Here is a 17,736-nt window from a genome sequence, read left to right on the forward strand (position 1 = left end):
TCTTTCCTCTTCTTCCTCTCTTTCTCTCTCCCTCCTTCTCCGCTCCCCGCCTCCCCCCCCCCCCCCCCCCCCCCCCCCCCCCCCGACGCGGTGATCGTCGGAGCCGGCCCGGCCGGTCTGGCGGTCGCCGCCGCGCTCTGGCACCACGGAGTGCGCGACATCGTCCTGTTCGATCGGGGGACCCGGCCCTGCGGCCGGTTCTTCGACCGGGTGGACACCCTCGGCCAGCGCGTGCTGCGCTCCCCCTACGAGCACCACCCCGGCGCGGAGGGTTACCGCGACTGCGAGCTGCTGGACTTCGCCCGGCTGAACTGGGGGCGGCTGACCCCGGTGGAACGCCGGGAGGTCCGGATGTCGCAGGCCGGGCACCGCTCGGTGGTGCCGGTCGACGTGTTCGAGGCGTACTGCCGCCAGGTCGCGTCGACCCACCGGGTGACCGAACGGACCTGGCAGGCCGAGGTGCACGCGGTGCTGCCCGGCCGGGATTCGGTCACGGTGTGCGCGGGCGGGCACGAGGTGTCGGCGCGGTTCGTCGTGCTGTGCACCGGCGAGGAGCGGCGGGAGGCACCCGGTGGCTGGTGGCCGGGGCTGGAGGTGCCCGGAGGCGTGCGGTACTGGGACGAGCGGGCACCGGACGGCGTCGAGGAGCTCGTCGTGGTCGGCGCCGGGTTGTCGGCCGCGCACATCATCTCGAACGGGCTGGCCAACGGCGCGAAGGTGCACTGGGTGCTGCGGGAGACCGGCGAGCGCTACCAGTGCGCGGACGTGAACTCCTCCTTCTTCCGGCCGGAGGGCCGCAACCGGTTCGACAGCGTGTCCTGGGAGGACCGCCTCGACCTGATGAGCCGGTACCGGCGGGCCTCGGTGATGTTCGAGTTCCGGCCGGGACTGCAGCGGGCGGAGGCCGAAGGACGGCTGGTCGTGCACCGCGGGCAGGCGGTCACCGGGGTCGGCGGCGGTGAGGTCCGGCTGGCAGGCGGCTCGGTGGTGCGCGGTGACGACATCGCGCTCGCGCTGGGCACGGTGCCGTGGATCGGCGACCAGCTGCTGCCGGAGGAGGCGGTCGGCGCGCGCAACGGCTGGCCGGACCTGGACGAGCGGTCGCTGGCCTACTGCCGGGCCCCGCGGGTGTTCGCGGTCGGCGCGGCGGCGGGCATGGTGCTCGGCCCGGCGGCCCGCAACATCGACGGCCACCGGGTGGCCACCGCGCGGGTGGCGGCGGCGGTGGCGCACGGTGTGCAGCGGGGTGCGCCCTTGTCCCGGGTGAAGGCGGTCGCCGGTGTCTAGCCCGCACGACACGCGGTTCACCTTGCCGGCGGTGGACGGGCCGGCGTCGGCGGAAACCGGCGTCATCCTGATGGGCCTGGACGCCCGGCGACTGCTCGCCGGGCTCGGGCTCGCCTCGCTGTTCGACGATCCCGGCCAGGTCACCCTCGCGGTCGACCACGCCCGCCACGACGCACCACTGCACTTCTCGCTGGACGCGCTGGTCGCCGCGGGCACCACCCGCTGGACCACCGCCCGCGACGCCCTGCTCGCCGCCGGCGGCCCACCCGCGGACTTCGCCTCGCTGCGGCTGGCGTGGGAGCAAACCCTGCGCCTGCTGGGCGATTGCGAGCTGGGCGACGCGGGTCCGGCCACCGTGGCGTACCTGGCGGCCTGCTGGCTGCGCCGCGAGGAAATCGACCGCACTGTTGCTTAGGGGGTTCCGCTGATGTCTTTCCTGAAATCACTGGGCGATGATTCGGCGCTGCTTTCGGTGTTCCGCAAGTTCCCGGAAACGGCTCGCCCGCTGCTCGACTACCACGAACTCGTCATGCGCGCCCCTTCCCCGTTCAGCGCGGGCGAGCGCGAACTGATCGCCGCTTATGTTTCGGGCCTCAACGGCTGCGATTACTGCCACGGGGTGCACACCGTCACCGCTGAGCAGTTCGGCGTGCCGGAGGGTTTGCTGGTCTCGGCCCTGACCGACCTCGACGGTTCGGCGGTGGACGCGAAGATGAAGCCGGTCCTGCGTTACGTCGGCAAACTCACCCGCACCCCCTCCCGCATGACCGAAGCCGACGCCGAGGCCGTCTACGAGGCGGGCTGGGACGAGCAGGCCCTGCACGACGCGGTCCTGGTGTGCGCCCTGTTCAACTTCATGAACCGGATGGTGGAGGGCCTGGGGGTGCAGGCTTCCCCGGACTACTTCGGCGTCTCCGGCAAACGCCTGCACGACGGCGGCTACACCGGCCTGGCCACCCTGCTGGACTGACACCAAAAGAACAAAAGAACAACTGCACAGCAAGAAAGCACAACGGAAATCGGGGCGCAAACCGGCAGCCGGGGCACCCAACCCCAACCACCCACCCACCCTCCCCCGCCCCACCCCGATCCACAGCAAAAACACGGCGAAGACCTGGTTGTCAAGGCATCTTTCCCGCCTTGACAACCAGGTCTTCGCCGTAGTCACCCGAAAAAATCGGGGTTGGTGCCCCACTCACCGGGACGGCCGCTGCAACCCCGCGGGCGCGTGCTCCACGAACGACGGCCCCATCACCGCATCCGCGAAATCCCCGAAGTTCGTCACCACGTGGTACTCCGGCCCGAACCCCGAAGCCGCAGCGTTCAAAGCCGCCGGGGACGTGTCCGGCCAGACGCCACTCTCCACCCGGGAAAACATCGTGCGCAGGCTGACGATCTCCTCCGCCCCGCTGAACGCGCAGTGGTTCCCCCGCGCCGAAAACACCTGGCGCAACTGACCCGCCGAACCACGCAGGGCGACCTGCCCCGCGTACCAGTTCTCCTGGTCCGTGGCCGCCCCGCCATCACCGACGTTGTGCAGGGTCAGCACCGGCGCCGGGGTGATCCCGTGCGGAACCGCGTACCGGTACATGTACCCCGTCGCCGCCGGGTCCGCGGTGATGCGCGGAGCGGCAGCCAACCGCGCCAGGTCGGCCCGCACATCCAGGCCCGCGGCCCGGTAGGCCTCCTCGACCAGGCCCCGCCGGCTCGACCGGGCCAGCTGAGCGCCGTAGTCCACCCCGGCGTTCCAAGCCGGGTTCCCGCCCGCCCGGCGTTCCAGGTCCGCCCGGCCCGCCGGGCCCAGCGCCGACGAGGCGCTCTTCGCCCAGCCCGCCTGCTGCGTGATCCGCGCGACCAGGTCGGACGGCGGGGCGTGGTGCGCGTGCTGCCAGGGCGGCAGGTTGGCGAACGCCCCGGCGAGCGCCAGCCGCGCCCGGCCGGCCGGGGTCGCCAGCGCCCGCTCGACCGCGGCCACCAGCGCCTGCGTGCTGGCCGCCGGGTCGTCCGCCAGCACCAGGTCGATGTCCTCGTCCGGGGCCAGCAGCGTCCGGATGGCGAAGGTGACGTCCAGCGACATGTTGTACGGCGCCAGGTGGTCCAGGTCGGCGCAGGTGGCCACCACCCCGGAGATCCGCCGCGGGTGCCGCTCGGCCAGCAGCACCGCGATGCCACCGCCCATCGACATGCCGCTCGCGACGGTCCGCCGGGGCTTGCCGACGTGCCGCTCGAACCAGTCCAGCACCGCGATCTGGTCCCGCAGCGCCGGTTCCACCGCGAACCCGAAGCGGCCACGGTAGTCCGAGGCGGCCAACGCGTATCCGTTGGCCAGCAACCAGTTCTCGGTCTCCTTGCGGTTCGCGAGCCACACCTCGGGCGGGATCGGCAGGCCGGCGCTGAAGTAGGCGTGGCTGTACAGCACGAGCGTGCCGTTCCAGCGCTCCGGGACCTCCACGCGGTAGGCGGCGCCGTCGATGACCCCGGTGTGGGTCTGCCGCCAGGCGGCCGTCGCGGGGGTGGCGGTGAGCAGTCCGGCGAGCAGGACGACCACCAGCACCACGGCCCTGCCCCACCTCCTCGAGCGCAGCTCCATGGTTTCCGTCCTCGCAGGTCAGCGGGAGGGGTCAGCCGCCCATCGGCGCCCCGGTCTCCACCAGCGACTTGAGGTCGCTGAGCACGAAGGTCCAGCCGCCACCGGCCCCGGTGTGCTCCATCGCGCCGGAGACCATCTGCGCCAGCTTCGGCGCACCGCTGAGTTCGTGGGTCACGGTCAGCTTGCAGACGCCTTCGGTGCTGGGATCAATCTGCCACGTCAGCCGGGTGAACCCTTCTTCCTTCATGCCCTGGTCCATGCACATCCGCCAGGTCTGCACCAGCTTGCGCGGCGGCTCGGCCTCGATCACCTCGCCGTCCACGGCGACGTCACCGAGGTTCGGGTCGTACGCCTTCATCTCCTCGGTGGCGTACGACTCGTACTTGCCACCCGGGCGCAGGTCGTACTTCGCCGGGGCGCCGTAGCCGTACTTGCCGTTCCACTCCGGTGAGGTGATCGCCGCCCAGATCCGCTCCGGCGTCGCCCTGATGTAGACGCGGTGGATCTGCACGGTGTCGGTCGCGGTGGTCATCGTCTTCCTCCAGGTCAGCGGGTACGACGGCAGCTTATGTGACCAAAAGGTCACATGTCAACCCGGGCTCGCGGTGCACACTGGGCCCATGCCAGCGAGCTGGGTCCTGCACGTGGACCTCGACCAGTTCATCGCCGCGGTGGAGGTCGCGCGGCACCCGGAGCTGCGCGGGAAGCCGGTGGTCGTCGGCGGCAACGGCGACCCGAACGAGCGCGCGGTGGTGGCCACCGCCTCCTACGAGGCACGCGCCTTCGGCATCGACTCGGGCACGCCGCTGCGGCTGGCCGCCAAGCGCTGCCCGGACGCGGTGTTCCTGCCGGCCGACAACTCCGCCTACGAAGAGGTCTCCGAACGGGTTTTCGCCGTGGTGCGGGAGTTCCCGGTGGTGGTCGAGGTGCTGGGCTGGGACGAGGGCTTCATCGGCGCGCGGACCGACGACCCCGAGGAACTGGCCGGCCGGATCCGGGCCGCGATCGCCGAGCGGACCGGACTGTCCTCTTCGGTCGGCATCGGGGACAACAAGCTGCGCGCGAAGCTGGCCACCGGCTTCGCCAAACCGGCCGGGGTCTTCCGGCTCACCGGGGCGAACTGGGCCGAGGTGATGCACGAGCGGCCCACCGAAGCGCTCTGGGGCATCGGCCGCAGGACCTCGAAGAAGCTCGCCGAGCTGGGACTGTCCACAGTGGCCGAGCTGGCCGAGGCGGACCCGGCGGCGCTGGCCGCGCGGTTCGGGCCGACGATGGGACCCTGGTACCGGATCCTGGCACTCGGCGTCGGTGACACCGAGGTGACCGGCACGCCGTGGGTGGCGCGCTCACGCAGCCGGGAGATCACGTTCCAGGAGAACCTCACCGATCCGGCGGAGCTGGCCGAGGAGATCCGGAAGCTCGCCGCCCGGGTCGCCGAAGACGTGCTGGCCGAGCAGCGGCCGGCGGTGCGGGTCGCGGTGAAGGTGCGCTTCGCCCCGTTCACCACGCAGACCCGCAGCCTCACCCTGCCCGCCCCGACCACCGACGGCGCCGAGCTGGAACGGGCCGCGCTGACCGCGTTCGCCCGCTTCGAGGTGCGGCGGCCGGTGCGCCTGCTCGGCGTCCGCGCCGAATTCACCCCACCGGTTGACGATTAGCCACGGCCGTGCGCACCGCCGGCGGGACCGGACAGGACGGACCCGCCCGCGCTCAGGCGCGAAGCCGACCGCGAGTTCGTACTACGAACCATATTAGTTCGTAGTACGAACTGCGACCGCGGGAGCTCAGTTGTAGCCGAGCACGATCGGGCCTTCGACGTATTCGCGGGGGGCCGGGACCGCGGTGTCCACGCCGAAGGCCTCCTCGATCAGGTCCGGCGCCAGCGTGGTGCCGGGGTTCTCCCCTGCTTCCGAGTACTCCATCAGCGGACCTCCATCACGTTCGAGCCTGTCCAGTCAGTGTGCCGCAGGTCACTGATTTCCCGCTGACGTACCGCTTGAACCCGAGCATCTCCCTAGGAGTTCCACGCTCCTGGAGCAAGGGGGGCGCCCAGCATGCGGGACCGGTCGGCCCAGCCGCTGCGTGGCCGGGGCACCTCGGGCACCTCCGGCACGGCGTTGCCGGCGGCCGCCAGCAGCGCCGCGACCACCACGGTGACCGCGGCCAGCTCGAAGTCGTCCGGCTCGCCGCGGACCACCCGCACCAGCGGTTCGCCGCCGCTCACAACGGCACGTTCCCGTGCTTGCGGCGCGGCCGCTCGGCCCGCTTGTCACGCAGCATGGCCAGCCCCCGGGCGATCGCGGCGCGGGTGTCCACCGGGTCGATCACGTCGTCGACCAGACCGCGTTCGGCGGCGTAGGCCGGGTCGAGGAACTCCTCGGTGTAGGCGCCGATCAGCTCCTGGCGCAGCGGCTCCGGGTCCTCCTCGGCCGCCAGTTCCTTGCGGAACAGCACGTTGACCGCGCCCTCGGCCCCCAGCACGGCGATCTCGTTGGTCGGCCAGGCCAGCGACAGGTCGCAGCCGATGGACCGCGAGTCCATCACGATGTACGCGCCGCCGTACGCCTTGCGCAGCACCACCTGGATCCGCGGCACGGTCGCCTCGCAGTAGGCGTAGAGCAGCTTCGCGCCGTGGCGGATCACCCCGTTGTGCTCCTGCTCGGTGCCCGGCAGGAAGCCCGGCACGTCGACCAGGGTGATCAGGGGGATGTTGAACGCGTCGCAGAACCGGACGAAGCGCGCGGCCTTCTGCGACGCCTCCCGGTCCAGCACCCCGGCCAGCACCATCGGCTGGTTGCCGACCACCCCGACCACCTCGCCGTCCACCCGCCCGAACGCGCACACCACGTTGCGCGCCCACAGTTCGTGGATCTCGAAGAAGTCCTCGTCGTCGACGACCTCGGCGATCACCTCGCGGATGTCGTAGGGCTGGTTGGGCTCCACCGGCACGATCTCGGCCAGCCGCGGCCGCGTCTCCTGCCCGGCCCCGCTGCCCACCGTGCGGGGGGCCGGTTCGAGGTTGTTGCGCGGCAGCATCGAGACCAGGTAGCGGACGTCGGCGAGGCAGCTCTCCTCGTCGTCGTGCACCACGGCCGCCGAGCCGGACAGCTCGCCGTGCACGTCGGCACCACCCAGTTCCTCGTGGCTGACCCGCTCACCGCTGACCACCTCGACCACGTCCGGCCCGGTCAGGTACATCCGGGCGGTGTCGCGGACCATGAAGGTGAAGTCGGCCAGCGCCGGCGAGTACGCCGCCCCACCGGCACACGGCCCGAGGATCACGCTGATCTGCGGGATCACCCCGGACGCCGCCGCGTGCCTGCGGAAGATGCCGCCGTAGCCGTGCAGGGCCTCCACGCCCTCCTGGATCCGCGCGCCCCCGCTGTCGTTCAGCCCGATCAGCGGGGAACCGGTGGCCAGCGCCAGGTCCATCACCTTGTGGATCTTCGCCGCGTGCGCCTGCCCGAGCGAGCCGCCGAACAGGGTGAAGTCCTGCGAGTAGACGAAGACCCGGCGGCCCTCGATGGTGCCGGACCCGGCCACCACACCGTCGGTGAACGGCCGGTTCTCCCCCAGCTTCGGCCCGCTCAGCTGGTGCCTGCGGTACAGCTCGACCTCGGTGAACGAGTCCTCGTCGAGCAGCAGCTCGATGCGCTCGCGCGCGGTCAGCTTGCCGAGCTTGTGCTGGCGTTCCGGCCGGCCTTCGACGATCTCGGCGCGCTGGGCGGCCCGCTGCTCGCGCAACCGTTCCATGGACCGGCGGGAGAAGTCCCGGCCGGGTTCGCGGACGGAACGCTGCCGCCCGCCGGCCGGGGCGCGCCCCGTTCGCCCGGCTTCGGTGCGGTGCCGGGGAAACGGCACAACGACGTCGTCACCCCCCACCGCGCGCGCGGACCCGGTGCGCCCGGCGGCAGCCGCCCGGCCGGGGTCCAGCGCGTAGGCGTTGGCGTCCGTCCGCTCGCTCACGCCGCCCTCCTGGCCTCTCGCTCGGCGTGGTCGGCCTCCATCTGCGCGACCAGGTCGCTCCAGCGCAGGCCCCGGCCCAGCCGCGGCACCGACGGGTACGGCGGGCCGCTGAGCCAGCGGGGGTCGGGCGCGTCGTGCGCGTCGGCGGCGGGAGCGGCCGGCTCGGCGCGGCCGAACAGCGGGATCGGCTCGTTGTGCTCGTCGGCCTGCTGGGGAACGGATTCGGCGCTCATCGGACAGCCCTTTCTGGTGACGGGGTCAGCAACGGAACCGGCAGTGGCGTGCCCAGCACGCCCGCCTGCCGGTCGGACAGGTATCCCGTGCGGTGCAGCCACCGCACGGTGTCGGTCAGGGTCACGGCCAGCGGTCGCGGGCGCAGGCCCGCGGTGGGTGCGGTCGCGGCGACCCGCGCGTCGCAGGCGCAGGCGTAGATCGCGCCGTACTCCGCCGGGATCCGCCACGGCCAGACCCGCTGCACGAGGTCGGCCAGCCTGCCGACCGGCACCAGCGCGGCCGGTGGCAGGAACACCGCGGGCAGCACGCGGCCGGTGACCGCCCGCACCGCGGTCAGGTAGTCGCGGGTGGACACCGGACGGCTGGGGCCGAAGACCCGGTTGGGACCGGGGTCCTCCAGCACCCGCGCGTGCAGTTCCGCGGTGTCGCGGACGTCGCCCATCGGCAGTCCGCCACGCGGCCAGAACGGCATCAGGCCGCGCAACACGTTGCGCAGCCGGGCGTTCTGGTCGCCGAGCTTCGGGTCGTGCGGGCCGAGCAGGGCCGGTGGATAGCTGATCACCACCGGCACGCCCTCGGCCTGGTGCCGCCGCGCCACCGATTCCGCGGCGGCCTTGGTCGCCAGGTAGGTCTCCCGCGGGGCACCCACCGGCGAATCGGGGCCGAGTTCGCCCGGTGACGGGAACAACGCCGCCACGCTGGACACGTGCACGATCCGGCCGACGCCCGCCCGCCGCGACGCCGACAGCACGACCTCGGTGCCGCGCTCGTTCACCGCGCGCATCACCGCCCGCTGACGGCTGTCGAACGAGTAGACCGCGGCCGCGTGCAGCACCGCGTCGGCACCGCGGACCGCGGCGGCCACCGCGGCTTCGTCGGTGACGTCCCCGGCCACCACCTCGACCGCGCCCGGGTCCACGCCGAGCGGTTCCAGCGCGGGACCGGCCGAAGCCGGGTCCCGCGCCAGCAACCGGACGCGGTGCCCGCGGGCGGTGATCGCCGCGACCGAGTGGGCACCGGCGAACCCGGTGCCACCGGTCACGGTGACGACCAGCTCAGGCCGAGGCGCGGACATCCGGACCGACCTGGTGGTAGTCGCCGCCGAAGAAGGTCAGCGCCTGCGGCCCGGTGCCCCGCTTCGAGCTGACCACGTTGCCGAGGAAGATCGAGTGGTCGCCGCCCTCGTAGACCTCGGCCAGGTTGCACTCGACCCAGGCCAGCGAGCCGGACAGCAGCGGTGAACCGGTGTGCGGGCCGGGGAACCAGTCGACCGAGTCGAACTGGGCCAGCCCGCGCGGCCGCCGCCAGTCGGCGAAGTACCGCGCCAGTTCCCGCTGCTCGGCACCGAGGATGGAGACCGCGAACGCCTTCGCCGACAGGATCGCGTCGTGCATCCTGGCCGCCCGCGAAACGCAGCACAGCACCATCGGCGGGTCCAGCGACACCGAGCTGAACGCGTTCGCGGTCATCCCGTGCCCCCGCTCGCCGCCGGCGGTGATCACCGTGATGCCGGTGGCGAACTGGGACATGACTTCGCGCAGCGTGGTCGGCGTGGTCAACCGCTTGCGGCGCTGCGAGGGCAGCACCGACAGCGATTTCAGCGGTGCCACCGGCCGCGCGGCCTGTTCTTCCGCTGACTGCACGGTTTCCGACACGGTCAGACCCCCTTGCTCCTGGCCGCCGCCGTTGCAGCGGCTTCCTTGACGGCGGCCGCGGCCTTCGGACCTTCGGCGTAGGGCGCGAGCGCCTCGCGCAACTGCTCCGGCACCCGCGAGGGCACGGTGTTCGTGTTCGGCCCGCGCATGCAGGCGATCCGCTGGCGGCCGCGGGCCACCAGGTTCTCCTGCCCGCCGGTGACCTGGACGTAGTCGAAGCTGAACTGGATCTGCGTCTGGGTCAGCTCCTCCAGCCGCATCCGGATGGACAGCTCGTCGAAGGCGGTGATCTCGGAGAAGAACTCGCACTCGACCTTCAGCGTGAACAGCTTCAGGTCGTCGCGGACGTCCTCGAGCACCGCGGGCGCCTTCTCCTTGAGGAACATCTCCCGGCAGCGCCCCTGCCACCGCAGGTAGTTGACGTAGTAGACGTTGCCGACGAGGTTGGTCTCCTCGAACCCGACCGTGTGGCGGATCTCGTAGTAGCCCGACATTCTCAGCTTTCCTCTCCCTCGAGTACCGCGAAGACCACGGGGTCCGGCCGGTCTTCGATCGTGGTGGCCCAGGTCGCGATGCGGGCCTGCCCGCTGGACAGCAGCGCCCACCCGTCCGGGTGCACCTGCTGCACGGTCAGCGCCTGGGTCATCTCGCCGGTCTTGCGGATGCACTCCAGTGCGCTCCACACCCGGGTGCTCGCCGCCGCGATCGACTCGCCGGTCTCGGTGGCCAGCAGGTCGCGGACCGCCAGCAGCTCGCTGCCGAGCAGACCGGCCCAGTCGTCGTCGGTGCGTTCCACCACGGTTTCCACGTCGCAGGTCAGCTGCCCGAAGCCGGCGACCGCCAGGGTCAGCCGCGAGCTGTGCGAAGCGGAGATCTCGAAGCCGTCGGTTTCGGGCTTGCCGTCGGGCCGGTACTGCACCTCGGCGGGACGGCCCAGCGCCCGGGAGAGCGCCAGCTTCGTCTGCGCCCGCCGCTCCGGGGTGGCCCCGACGTCGACGCCGAGCGGGTCGGGTTCGACCACGATCGCCCTGGTGCCGCCGAGCACCCGCTCGCACGCCCGCTCCAGGTAGGAACCCAGCATCGACGGCGTCCACGGGCCCGCGCCGTCGCGCTTGCGGACCGCCCGCAGCGACAGCCCCTCCCAGCGCTCGACCAGGTCACCACCCGGCTCGCGGATGTCGAGGTCGTAGACGTAGGTGTCGCCGTCCTGCGACCGTTCGCGGGCGTCGAGCACCACGTACTCCACGTCCTGGTCGGCCGGGTCGGCCAGGTACAGCCGCTCGATGCCCTGCGGCAGCAGGGTCGCGTCCGGCACGCAGCACTGGATCGCGTGCATCATCGTGTCGCGGGTGCCCGGGTCGGCCAGCAGCCGCTGCTGCGGCAGGAACGGCGCGAACCAGGAGTGACCGGCGTCGGTGGCCACCTCGGCCACCGCGTGCCTGGCACTGGCCCGGCGGTAGGCGGTCAGCTGCTGGAACCGCTTGCCCTGGAACAACACCGTGCCGTACAGCTCGGTCACCGGGTCGACCGGGACCAGCGGCAGCGGGTTGCTCAGGTCGGCGAAGGCACCCGGCTCACCGGCCAGGTCCGGCCTGCCGAAGCGCAGCCTGGCCCGGAAGTGGTCGGCGCTGAACCCGGTGTCCTCGCTGCGGATCACCACGTCCACCGTTTCGCCGTTGCGGGCCAGCGCGGCCAGCCGGATGGTGGTCGAGCCGCCCGGCGAGACCACGATCGGCCGCAGGAACTCGACGTTCTCCAGCACCGGCGGGCCGCTCTGCCCGGTGACCGCGGCGGCCACCTGGGTCATCGCCTCCATGCCGATCACCGCGGGGAAGAGCAGGTCGCCGTCGAGCAGGTGGTCGGCCAGGTACGGGTCGCTGCCCGCGGACAGGTCGGCCTCGGTGATCAGCTCGACGCCCGGGTAGTGCACCACCGCGCGGTCGACGAACCGGGTCAGCGGCAGTTCCTGGCGTTCCACCGGCAGGGTGGCCAGGCCACCGGTCCGGCCGCAGACCACCAGCACCGGCGGCGAGTCCGGGTCGGCGAGGACCTGGCGCAGCATCTCGATGCCGTTCTCGGTGGGGATCGGCGTGATGCCGTCGCGCATCAGGGCACCGACCACGCCGAGCTTCTCGCCCATGCCGGCCCCGGACCAGACCGACCACTCCAGTGCGAGCACCTTGGCGTCCGGGTGCTCCCGGCCGAAGCGCAGGGTCAGCTCGGTCATCCAGTCGTTGGCGGTGGCGTAGTGCGCCTCACCGCGGAGCCCGGCGCGGCCGATGATGCTGCCGAAGGTGACCAGCAGCTTGATCCTGTCCTCGTCGACCGCGGCGAGCACCGCCTTGAGGCCGTCGATCTTCGGCGCCAGCGTCTTCTGGAAGGTCTCCTCGGTCAGGCTGAACAACGCGCTGGGCTCGTTGCGCCCGGCACCGTGCAGGATCGCGGTCACCGCACCGAGTTCGGCCTGCATCCGGTCGACCGCGTCCTTGATCTGCTCGGCGGAGGTGACGTCGGCGGATTCGTAGCGGTAGTCGATGCCCGCCGCCCGCATCCGGTCGAGGTTCTCCGACAGCTCGGTGTCGTTCTCCGGCAGGCTGCGGCCGAGCAGGGCCAGTTTGGCGCCGGACTCCTTGGCGATGGCCAGCGCGCTCTCCGCGGTGATGCCCTTGCCACCACCGGTGACCAGCAGCACGTCCCCGGCGGACAGCGGCGACGGGCCGGGGTCCTCCGGCGGCGCGGGCAGCGGCTTGAGCACCGGCACCCAGCGGTTGCCGGCGGCGTCGTAGCGGGCCTCGGCGAAGTCGATGGTCGAGGCGACCTCGCTGACCACGAAGCCCATCGCCTCTTCGACGGCCAGCGGGTTGGTGGCCGCGGCGTCGGGCAGGTCGACGATCGTGGTGCGGATCGACGGGTCCTCCAGGCGCAGCGTCTTGGCCAGGCCCGAGGCGCCGAGTCCCTGCTGCACCAGCACGAAGCGGGTGCCGGAGGGCGCGCCCATCACCGCGCGGCCCGCGTCGAGGAACAGCCCGACGTGGCTTTCGTCGGCGTCCGGCGGCAGGCAGAGCAGCACACCGTCCCCGAGGCCGGCCGCGGCCAGCGCCGACCGCAGCGGCTCGGCCAGCGGGTGGTCGTCGGTGGAGAACACCGTCCAGTCGGCGGTGGTGCCGCCGGAACCGATGTCGGCGAAGGGGCGCGGGGCCCGCACGTACTGCACCGCGAACGGCCGCACCCACGGGGCGACGCCGGGCACCTCGCCCTTGGGGGCGTCGTTGTCGGTGCGCTGCGCGGTCTCGGCCAGCTCGTCGATCATCTCGGCCAGCTCGCCGAGGCAGACGGTGGCGAAGTTCGGCATGCCCTCCAGCGGCGGGCGGCCGAGCGCGCGGGTCACGTCGTTGACGATCTGGCCCACGGTGATCGAGGACAGGTGCAGGTCGTCGAGCGGGTGCGTGTCCGCGGTGACCGTCTCCAGCGGCAGTTCCACCCGTTCGGCCGCGAGCTTGCGCAGCAGGTCGAGGGTGCTGCTGGCGTCGGCGTCGGGGGTGGACTCGGCCTTCGCGGCGGCGGTCGCCTTGGCTTCGGCGCTCTGCTGGCTGCGCAGCAGTTCCAGGTCGATCGACGGGGCGGCCTCGCACGGGCTTTCCAGGAACGACATCTCGCCGTCCAGCGGCAGCGGGCGGACCACGCGACCGGCGAACAACGCGGCGGTGTCGAGCGCGGCGCCGAGCGCGAAGGCCGCACCGGCCACGCCGAGCACCGCCGAGAGCGAGCCGCTGTCGGTGTCCACCGAGAGCACCGGCGTGTCCGGCGCGATCTCGCTGAACAACCCGGCCAGCACGCGGCCGGGGCCGACCTCGACCACCAGGTCGCTGCGCTCGGCGGCCTTGGCGGCGGCTTCGCGGAAGCGGACCGGCTGCACGATCTGGTCGCGCAGCAGTTCGGCCAGGTTCTCCGCGGCGTGCAGCACGTCACCGGTCACCGTGGAGATCACCGGGCGGGTGAGCCGGTCGAAGCCGAAACCGTCGAGCTGCTCGGTCATCGCCACCGCGGCCGGTTCGACCAGCGGCGAGTGGAAGGCGTGCGAAACGTTGATGCGGGTGGCGGTCACCCCCTGGGCGCGGGCCTTCTCGCAGACGCGGTCGATGGCGTCGGCGGGGCCGGAGAGCACGGTCTGGCGCGGGGCGTTGTACCCGGCGATGACCACGTCCTCGCCGTCGGCGAACAACTCGGCCTGGTTGGGCTCGGCCTGCAACCCGGCCATCGCGCCACCGCCGTCGCTGGCGGTGGCCATCACCTTGCCGCGGATCCCGGCCAGGCGCAGCACCTGCTGCTCGTCCATCGCGCCACCCCAGTGCAGGGCGGTCAGCTCGCCGAGGCTGTGCCCGACGGCGGTGTCGGCCTCGATGCCGAGCCCGCGCAGCACCCGCAGCGCGGCCAGCGAGCCGGTGACGATCCGGGGCTGGGCCACCTCGGTGGCCACCTGGTCGCCGCCGGTGGGCAGGCCCGCGGTCTGGAAGATCTCCTCGGCGGCGGTGAACCGGCGCCGGATCGCGCCGACCGCCCCGCGGCCGGAACCCTGGCCGGGGAACAGGAAGGCGATCTTCGGGGTGGCGTTGCGGTTGCCGGCGTAGATGCCTTCCGAGGCGCTGAAGACGCTGGTCTCCCCACCGTCGAGGCGGCCGCGCAGCCGGTCCAGCTTGCGTGCGGCGTCGTCGGGGTTGGTGGCCACGATCGCGGCGCGGGCGGCGCCGCCGGAGAGCTCACCGGCGAGCGTGCCCGCCAGGTCGGTCAGCTCGGCCATGGACAGCTTCGCCGCGACGGCGACCAGCTCGGCCACGCGGTCGCGCAGCTGGGTCAGGTCCTCGGCGTCGAGCAGCAGCAGTTCGGCGTCCTGGCGGCCGGTGACCAGCGCGCGGGTGCGCTCGTCGAGGTCCTCCCGGCGCTCGATGGCCGGGCCCTGCTCGACGGTGACGTGCGAGTTGATGCCGCCGAAGCCCATCGCCGAGACACCGGCGCGGATCTCCTTGCCCGCCGGGAAAAGACCCGCCTCGCGCGGCACGTACATGGTGGCGTCGTCGGCGGTGAGCAGCGGGTGCGGCTCGTTCTGCCCGGTGCCCGGCGGGATCACCTGGTGGTAGACCGCCAGCGTCGCCTTGATCAGCCCGGCGATGCCGGCGGCGGCCTTGGTGTGGCCGAAGTTGCCCTTGATGGTGCCCAGCGCCGCCTTCTCCGCCGTCGGGTCGGCGTCGCGGCGGGCCCCGGACAGCGCGATGATCTCGGTCTCGTCGCCGAGCGCGGTGCCGGTGCCGTGGCCCTCGAAGTAGGAGACGGATTCCACGCCGTACCCGGCGCGCTGGTAGGCGCGGGTCAGGGCGAGGCGGTGACCGGCGGCCTCCGGCCGGGTGATGCCGCCCTTGCCGTCGGAGGAAACGCCCCAGCCCGCCAGCGTCGCGTAGATGCGGGCGCCGCGGGCGATCGCGTCCTCCTCGCGCATCAGCACGACCATGCCGGAGCCCTCACCGGGCCAGAAGCCGTTGGAGTCGGCGTCGTAGACCTTCATCTCGCCGGTGGCCAGCGCGCCGGTCTTGGCGAAGCCGATCACCTCGAACGGGTCGATCGAGAGGTCCACCCCACCGGCGAGCGCCACGTCCACGTCGTGCTCGACCAGCGCGTTGGCCGCGGTCACGATGGACAGCAGCGAGGAGGAGCAGGCACCGTCCACGGTGAACCCGCCGCCGCCGAGGTCGAAGTAGTTGCAGATGCGCCCGGCGATGGTGTTGGCCAGGCCACCGGCCAGGGTGTCCTCGTTGATCTCCGGGAACGGCGCCTTGTACTGGACCTCCAGCTCCCCGAGGAAGGTGGCGACGTCCTCTTCGCCCCAGCCCTTCTCGGCCAGCGCGGCGGCCACCGTGCGGCGGACGTACGGCCAGCGCAGGCGCATGATGTTCGCCCGGGAGAACTCACCGGTGAGGCTGTTGCCCAGGACGACGCCGGTGCTCAGCTTCGGCAGGCCCTCCCCGTCGGGGAAGCCCGCGTCGGCGAGCGCCCTGGCGGCCACGTCCAGCGCCAGCCAGTGGGTCATGTCGGTGGTCCGGAAGGTGCTGCCGGCCACCTTGTACTTGACCCGGTCGAACTCGAAGTCCCGCAGCACCGCGGCCTTCTCGGCGTAGAACCGGTCCGGCGCCTCGGGGTCGGGCGAGAAGTAGTCCTCGCGGTTCATCCGCTCGTCGGGTAGCCGGCGGAAAGCTCGCCGCCCCGCCAGCACGTTCTCCCAGAGCTCGTCCGGAGAACTGGCGTCGGGGTAGCTGAGACCGATGCCGACAATCGAAATCCGCTCAACACTCACGCCGCACTCCCCATCAGTCCTTATTTCTCGTCACCGCGAGGTACACACGATCGAGATCCAGCATGCAGCGGCGGATGGACGGCGTCTTCTCCCATTGTGCCCAGCGCCGCAGGGCCCTTCGCGCAGGTCAGCGGGGCTCGAGCGAGCTTCTTCCGTCGTCCGCCGTGCATTCTTCACGCCGCGGCCGTAGTTCGCTCACCCCGGCACCGGGAACGGCAATACCGGAGAAGGCGGGGCTCTCCTCAATTGCCGGAACCCGCCGAATGCCTTCACCGGCGGAAAACCCGCCCGTAGCATCCGCAGTGCGACAGCCCCGCCGGCATTCCGGGGGCCTCTGGCACGAAATCCGGGAGAGATCAGATGGAGAAACGCTGCCCCTACGCACTGGACACCACCGGCCGGGACATCCACGCCGAAGCCGACGGCCTGCGCAAGCAGGGCGCGGCGGTGCAGGTGGAACTGCCCGGCGGGGTGGTGGTGTGGTCGCTGAACGGCTACGCCGAGATCAAGCAGGTGCTCACCGACCCGCGGGTCACCAAGAGCGCGCGCAACCACTGGCCGGCGTTCATCAACGGCGAGATCCCGCGTGACTGGGAGATGATCAGCTGGATCGCGATGGACAACATGGTCACCGCCTACGGCAAGGACCACGTCCGGCTGCGCCGCCTGGTCGGCAAGGCGTTCACCCGCCGCCGCACCGAGGCGATCAAGCCCCGCATCCACGAGCTGACCGAGCTGCTGATCGGCGCGCTGGAGCAGGTGCCCGCCGGCGAGGTGGTCGACCTGCGCGAGCGGTTCGCCTACCCGCTGCCCGCGATGCTGGTCGCCGACCTGATCGGGATGGGCGAGGCGGCGCGGCAGAGCACCGCCAAGGTGATCGACATGATGGTGGACACCACCGTCACCCCGGAGCAGGCCCAGGCCATCCTCGGCGGCTGGCGCGGCGCGATGGCCGAGCTGATCGCCGAGAAGCGGGCGAACCCCGGTGAGGACATCACCAGCGACCTGATCGCCTCCCGCGACGAGGACGGCACGCGACTGTCCGAAGAGGAACTGACCGACACCATCTTCGCCATCCTCGGTGCCGGTTCGGAGACCACGATCAACTTCTTCGACAACGCCATCACCGCGCTGCTGACCCACCGGGACCAGCTGGACCTGGTCACCAGCGGGCAGCTGTCGTGGGACGCGGTGATCGACGAGACGCTGCGCGTGGAGTCGCCGCTGGCGCACCTGCCGCTGCGGTACGCCGTGGAGGACATCGAGCTGGACGGCGTCACCATTCCCAAGGGTGACGCGCTGCTGGTGAACTACAGCGCCATCGGCCGCGACCCCGCCGTGCACGGCGACAGCGCCGACGTCTTCGACATCACCCGCGAGGACAAGGACCACCTGTCGTTCGGCCTCGGTCCGCACTTCTGCCTCGGCGCCGGCATCGCCCGCGCGGTGGCGACGATCGGCCTGTCCACGCTGTTCGCCCGCTTCCCCGAGCTGGACCTGGCGGTTCCGCGTGAGGAACTGCAGCCGCTGCCGACCTTCATCATGAACGGGCACCGCTCCCTGCCGGTGGTCCTGAAGCCCGCCGCCTGACCGACCCGTGGAGGGGGGGTTCTCCCCCGAGGTCCGCCGGGAAGAAAAACCCCCCAGCGCGAGTTTTTTGT

General features: G+C 72.0%; 15 protein-coding genes. 5 read left to right on the forward strand and 10 right to left on the reverse strand.

From position 1 onward, the window contains the following. The 3 genes from AC07EG_RS24135 to AC07EG_RS24145 all read left to right on the forward strand — a co-directional run. Positions 1 to 1,287, forward strand: a 1,287-nt coding sequence (locus AC07EG_RS24135; RefSeq protein WP_478255428.1) for an FAD-dependent oxidoreductase, incomplete at its 5' end; no start/stop codon positions are given. Beyond that, on the forward strand, positions 1,280 to 1,702 hold the full coding sequence (locus tag AC07EG_RS24140) for a DUF6187 family protein (protein WP_478255429.1): 423 nt from the start codon (positions 1,280 to 1,282) through the stop codon (positions 1,700 to 1,702). The genes AC07EG_RS24135 and AC07EG_RS24140, both read left to right, overlap by 8 nt. A 12-nt stretch (positions 1,703 to 1,714) precedes the next feature. Then, entirely contained in the window at positions 1,715 to 2,257 is a 543-nt protein-coding gene (locus AC07EG_RS24145) for a carboxymuconolactone decarboxylase family protein (RefSeq protein ID WP_478255430.1), read from the forward strand. A gap of 225 nt (positions 2,258 to 2,482) precedes the next feature. Here the strand turns inward: AC07EG_RS24145 and AC07EG_RS24150 are convergent, their stop codons facing one another. Both AC07EG_RS24150 and AC07EG_RS24155 read right to left on the reverse strand, forming a co-directional pair. Further along, a complete protein-coding gene (locus AC07EG_RS24150) occupies positions 2,483 to 3,877 on the reverse strand; it encodes an alpha/beta hydrolase family protein (protein ID WP_478255431.1) in 1,395 nt (464 codons plus the stop codon). A gap of 31 nt (positions 3,878 to 3,908) precedes the next feature. Next, positions 3,909 to 4,409, reverse strand: coding sequence for an SRPBCC family protein (locus AC07EG_RS24155; RefSeq protein WP_478255432.1), 501 nt, complete (start codon positions 4,407 to 4,409; stop codon positions 3,909 to 3,911). Between the two features lie 88 nt (positions 4,410 to 4,497). On the opposite strand from AC07EG_RS24155, the gene AC07EG_RS24160 reads away from it, so the two are divergent. Beyond that, on the forward strand, positions 4,498 to 5,535 hold the full coding sequence (locus AC07EG_RS24160) for a DNA polymerase IV (protein WP_478255433.1): 1,038 nt from the start codon (positions 4,498 to 4,500) through the stop codon (positions 5,533 to 5,535). A gap of 126 nt (positions 5,536 to 5,661) precedes the next feature. On the opposite strand, the gene AC07EG_RS24165 is transcribed toward AC07EG_RS24160, so the two are convergent. The 8 genes from AC07EG_RS24165 to AC07EG_RS24200 all read right to left on the reverse strand — a co-directional run bounded on the left by AC07EG_RS24165 (position 5,662) and on the right by AC07EG_RS24200 (position 16,075). Then, positions 5,662 to 5,799, reverse strand: a complete 138-nt coding sequence (locus AC07EG_RS24165) for a hypothetical protein (RefSeq protein ID WP_478255434.1) — start codon at positions 5,797 to 5,799, stop codon at positions 5,662 to 5,664. Positions 5,800 to 5,891: 92 nt separating this feature from the next. After that, positions 5,892 to 6,101 (reverse strand): acyl-CoA carboxylase epsilon subunit, encoded by a 210-nt coding sequence (locus tag AC07EG_RS24170; RefSeq protein ID WP_478255435.1) that lies wholly within the window; start codon positions 6,099 to 6,101, stop codon positions 5,892 to 5,894. After that, the gene (locus tag AC07EG_RS24175; RefSeq protein WP_478255448.1) at positions 6,098 to 7,630 is read right to left on the reverse strand and encodes an acyl-CoA carboxylase subunit beta; all 1,533 of its coding nucleotides are present in this window, start codon (positions 7,628 to 7,630) and stop codon (positions 6,098 to 6,100) included. Before AC07EG_RS24175 ends, AC07EG_RS24170 begins: the two co-directional genes overlap by 4 nt. A gap of 209 nt (positions 7,631 to 7,839) precedes the next feature. After that, positions 7,840 to 8,076: a DUF6222 family protein gene (locus AC07EG_RS24180; RefSeq protein ID WP_478255436.1), complete on the reverse strand. Its 237-nt coding sequence runs from the start codon at positions 8,074 to 8,076 to the stop codon at positions 7,840 to 7,842. Next, a complete protein-coding gene (locus AC07EG_RS24185) occupies positions 8,073 to 9,152 on the reverse strand; it encodes an NAD-dependent epimerase/dehydratase family protein (protein WP_478255437.1) in 1,080 nt (359 codons plus the stop codon). The genes AC07EG_RS24180 and AC07EG_RS24185 overlap by 4 nt, the downstream gene beginning before the upstream one ends. After that, positions 9,133 to 9,732 (reverse strand): flavin reductase family protein, encoded by a 600-nt coding sequence (locus AC07EG_RS24190; protein WP_478255438.1) that lies wholly within the window; start codon positions 9,730 to 9,732, stop codon positions 9,133 to 9,135. The genes AC07EG_RS24185 and AC07EG_RS24190 overlap by 20 nt, the downstream gene beginning before the upstream one ends. Before the next feature lie 2 nt (positions 9,733 to 9,734). Continuing rightward, positions 9,735 to 10,226 (reverse strand): acyl-CoA thioesterase, encoded by a 492-nt coding sequence (locus AC07EG_RS24195; RefSeq protein ID WP_478255439.1) that lies wholly within the window; start codon positions 10,224 to 10,226, stop codon positions 9,735 to 9,737. A 2-nt stretch (positions 10,227 to 10,228) separates the two neighbouring features. Next, positions 10,229 to 16,075 (reverse strand): type I polyketide synthase, encoded by a 5,847-nt coding sequence (locus AC07EG_RS24200; RefSeq protein ID WP_478255440.1) that lies wholly within the window; start codon positions 16,073 to 16,075, stop codon positions 10,229 to 10,231. A 360-nt stretch (positions 16,076 to 16,435) separates the two neighbouring features. On the opposite strand from AC07EG_RS24200, the gene AC07EG_RS24205 reads away from it, so the two are divergent. After that, positions 16,436 to 17,665, forward strand: a complete 1,230-nt coding sequence (locus tag AC07EG_RS24205; protein WP_478255441.1) for a cytochrome P450 family protein — start codon at positions 16,436 to 16,438, stop codon at positions 17,663 to 17,665. Positions 17,666 to 17,736: the final 71 nt, after the last annotated feature.

This window comes from Amycolatopsis sp. NPDC045836 (genome assembly GCF_056431745.1).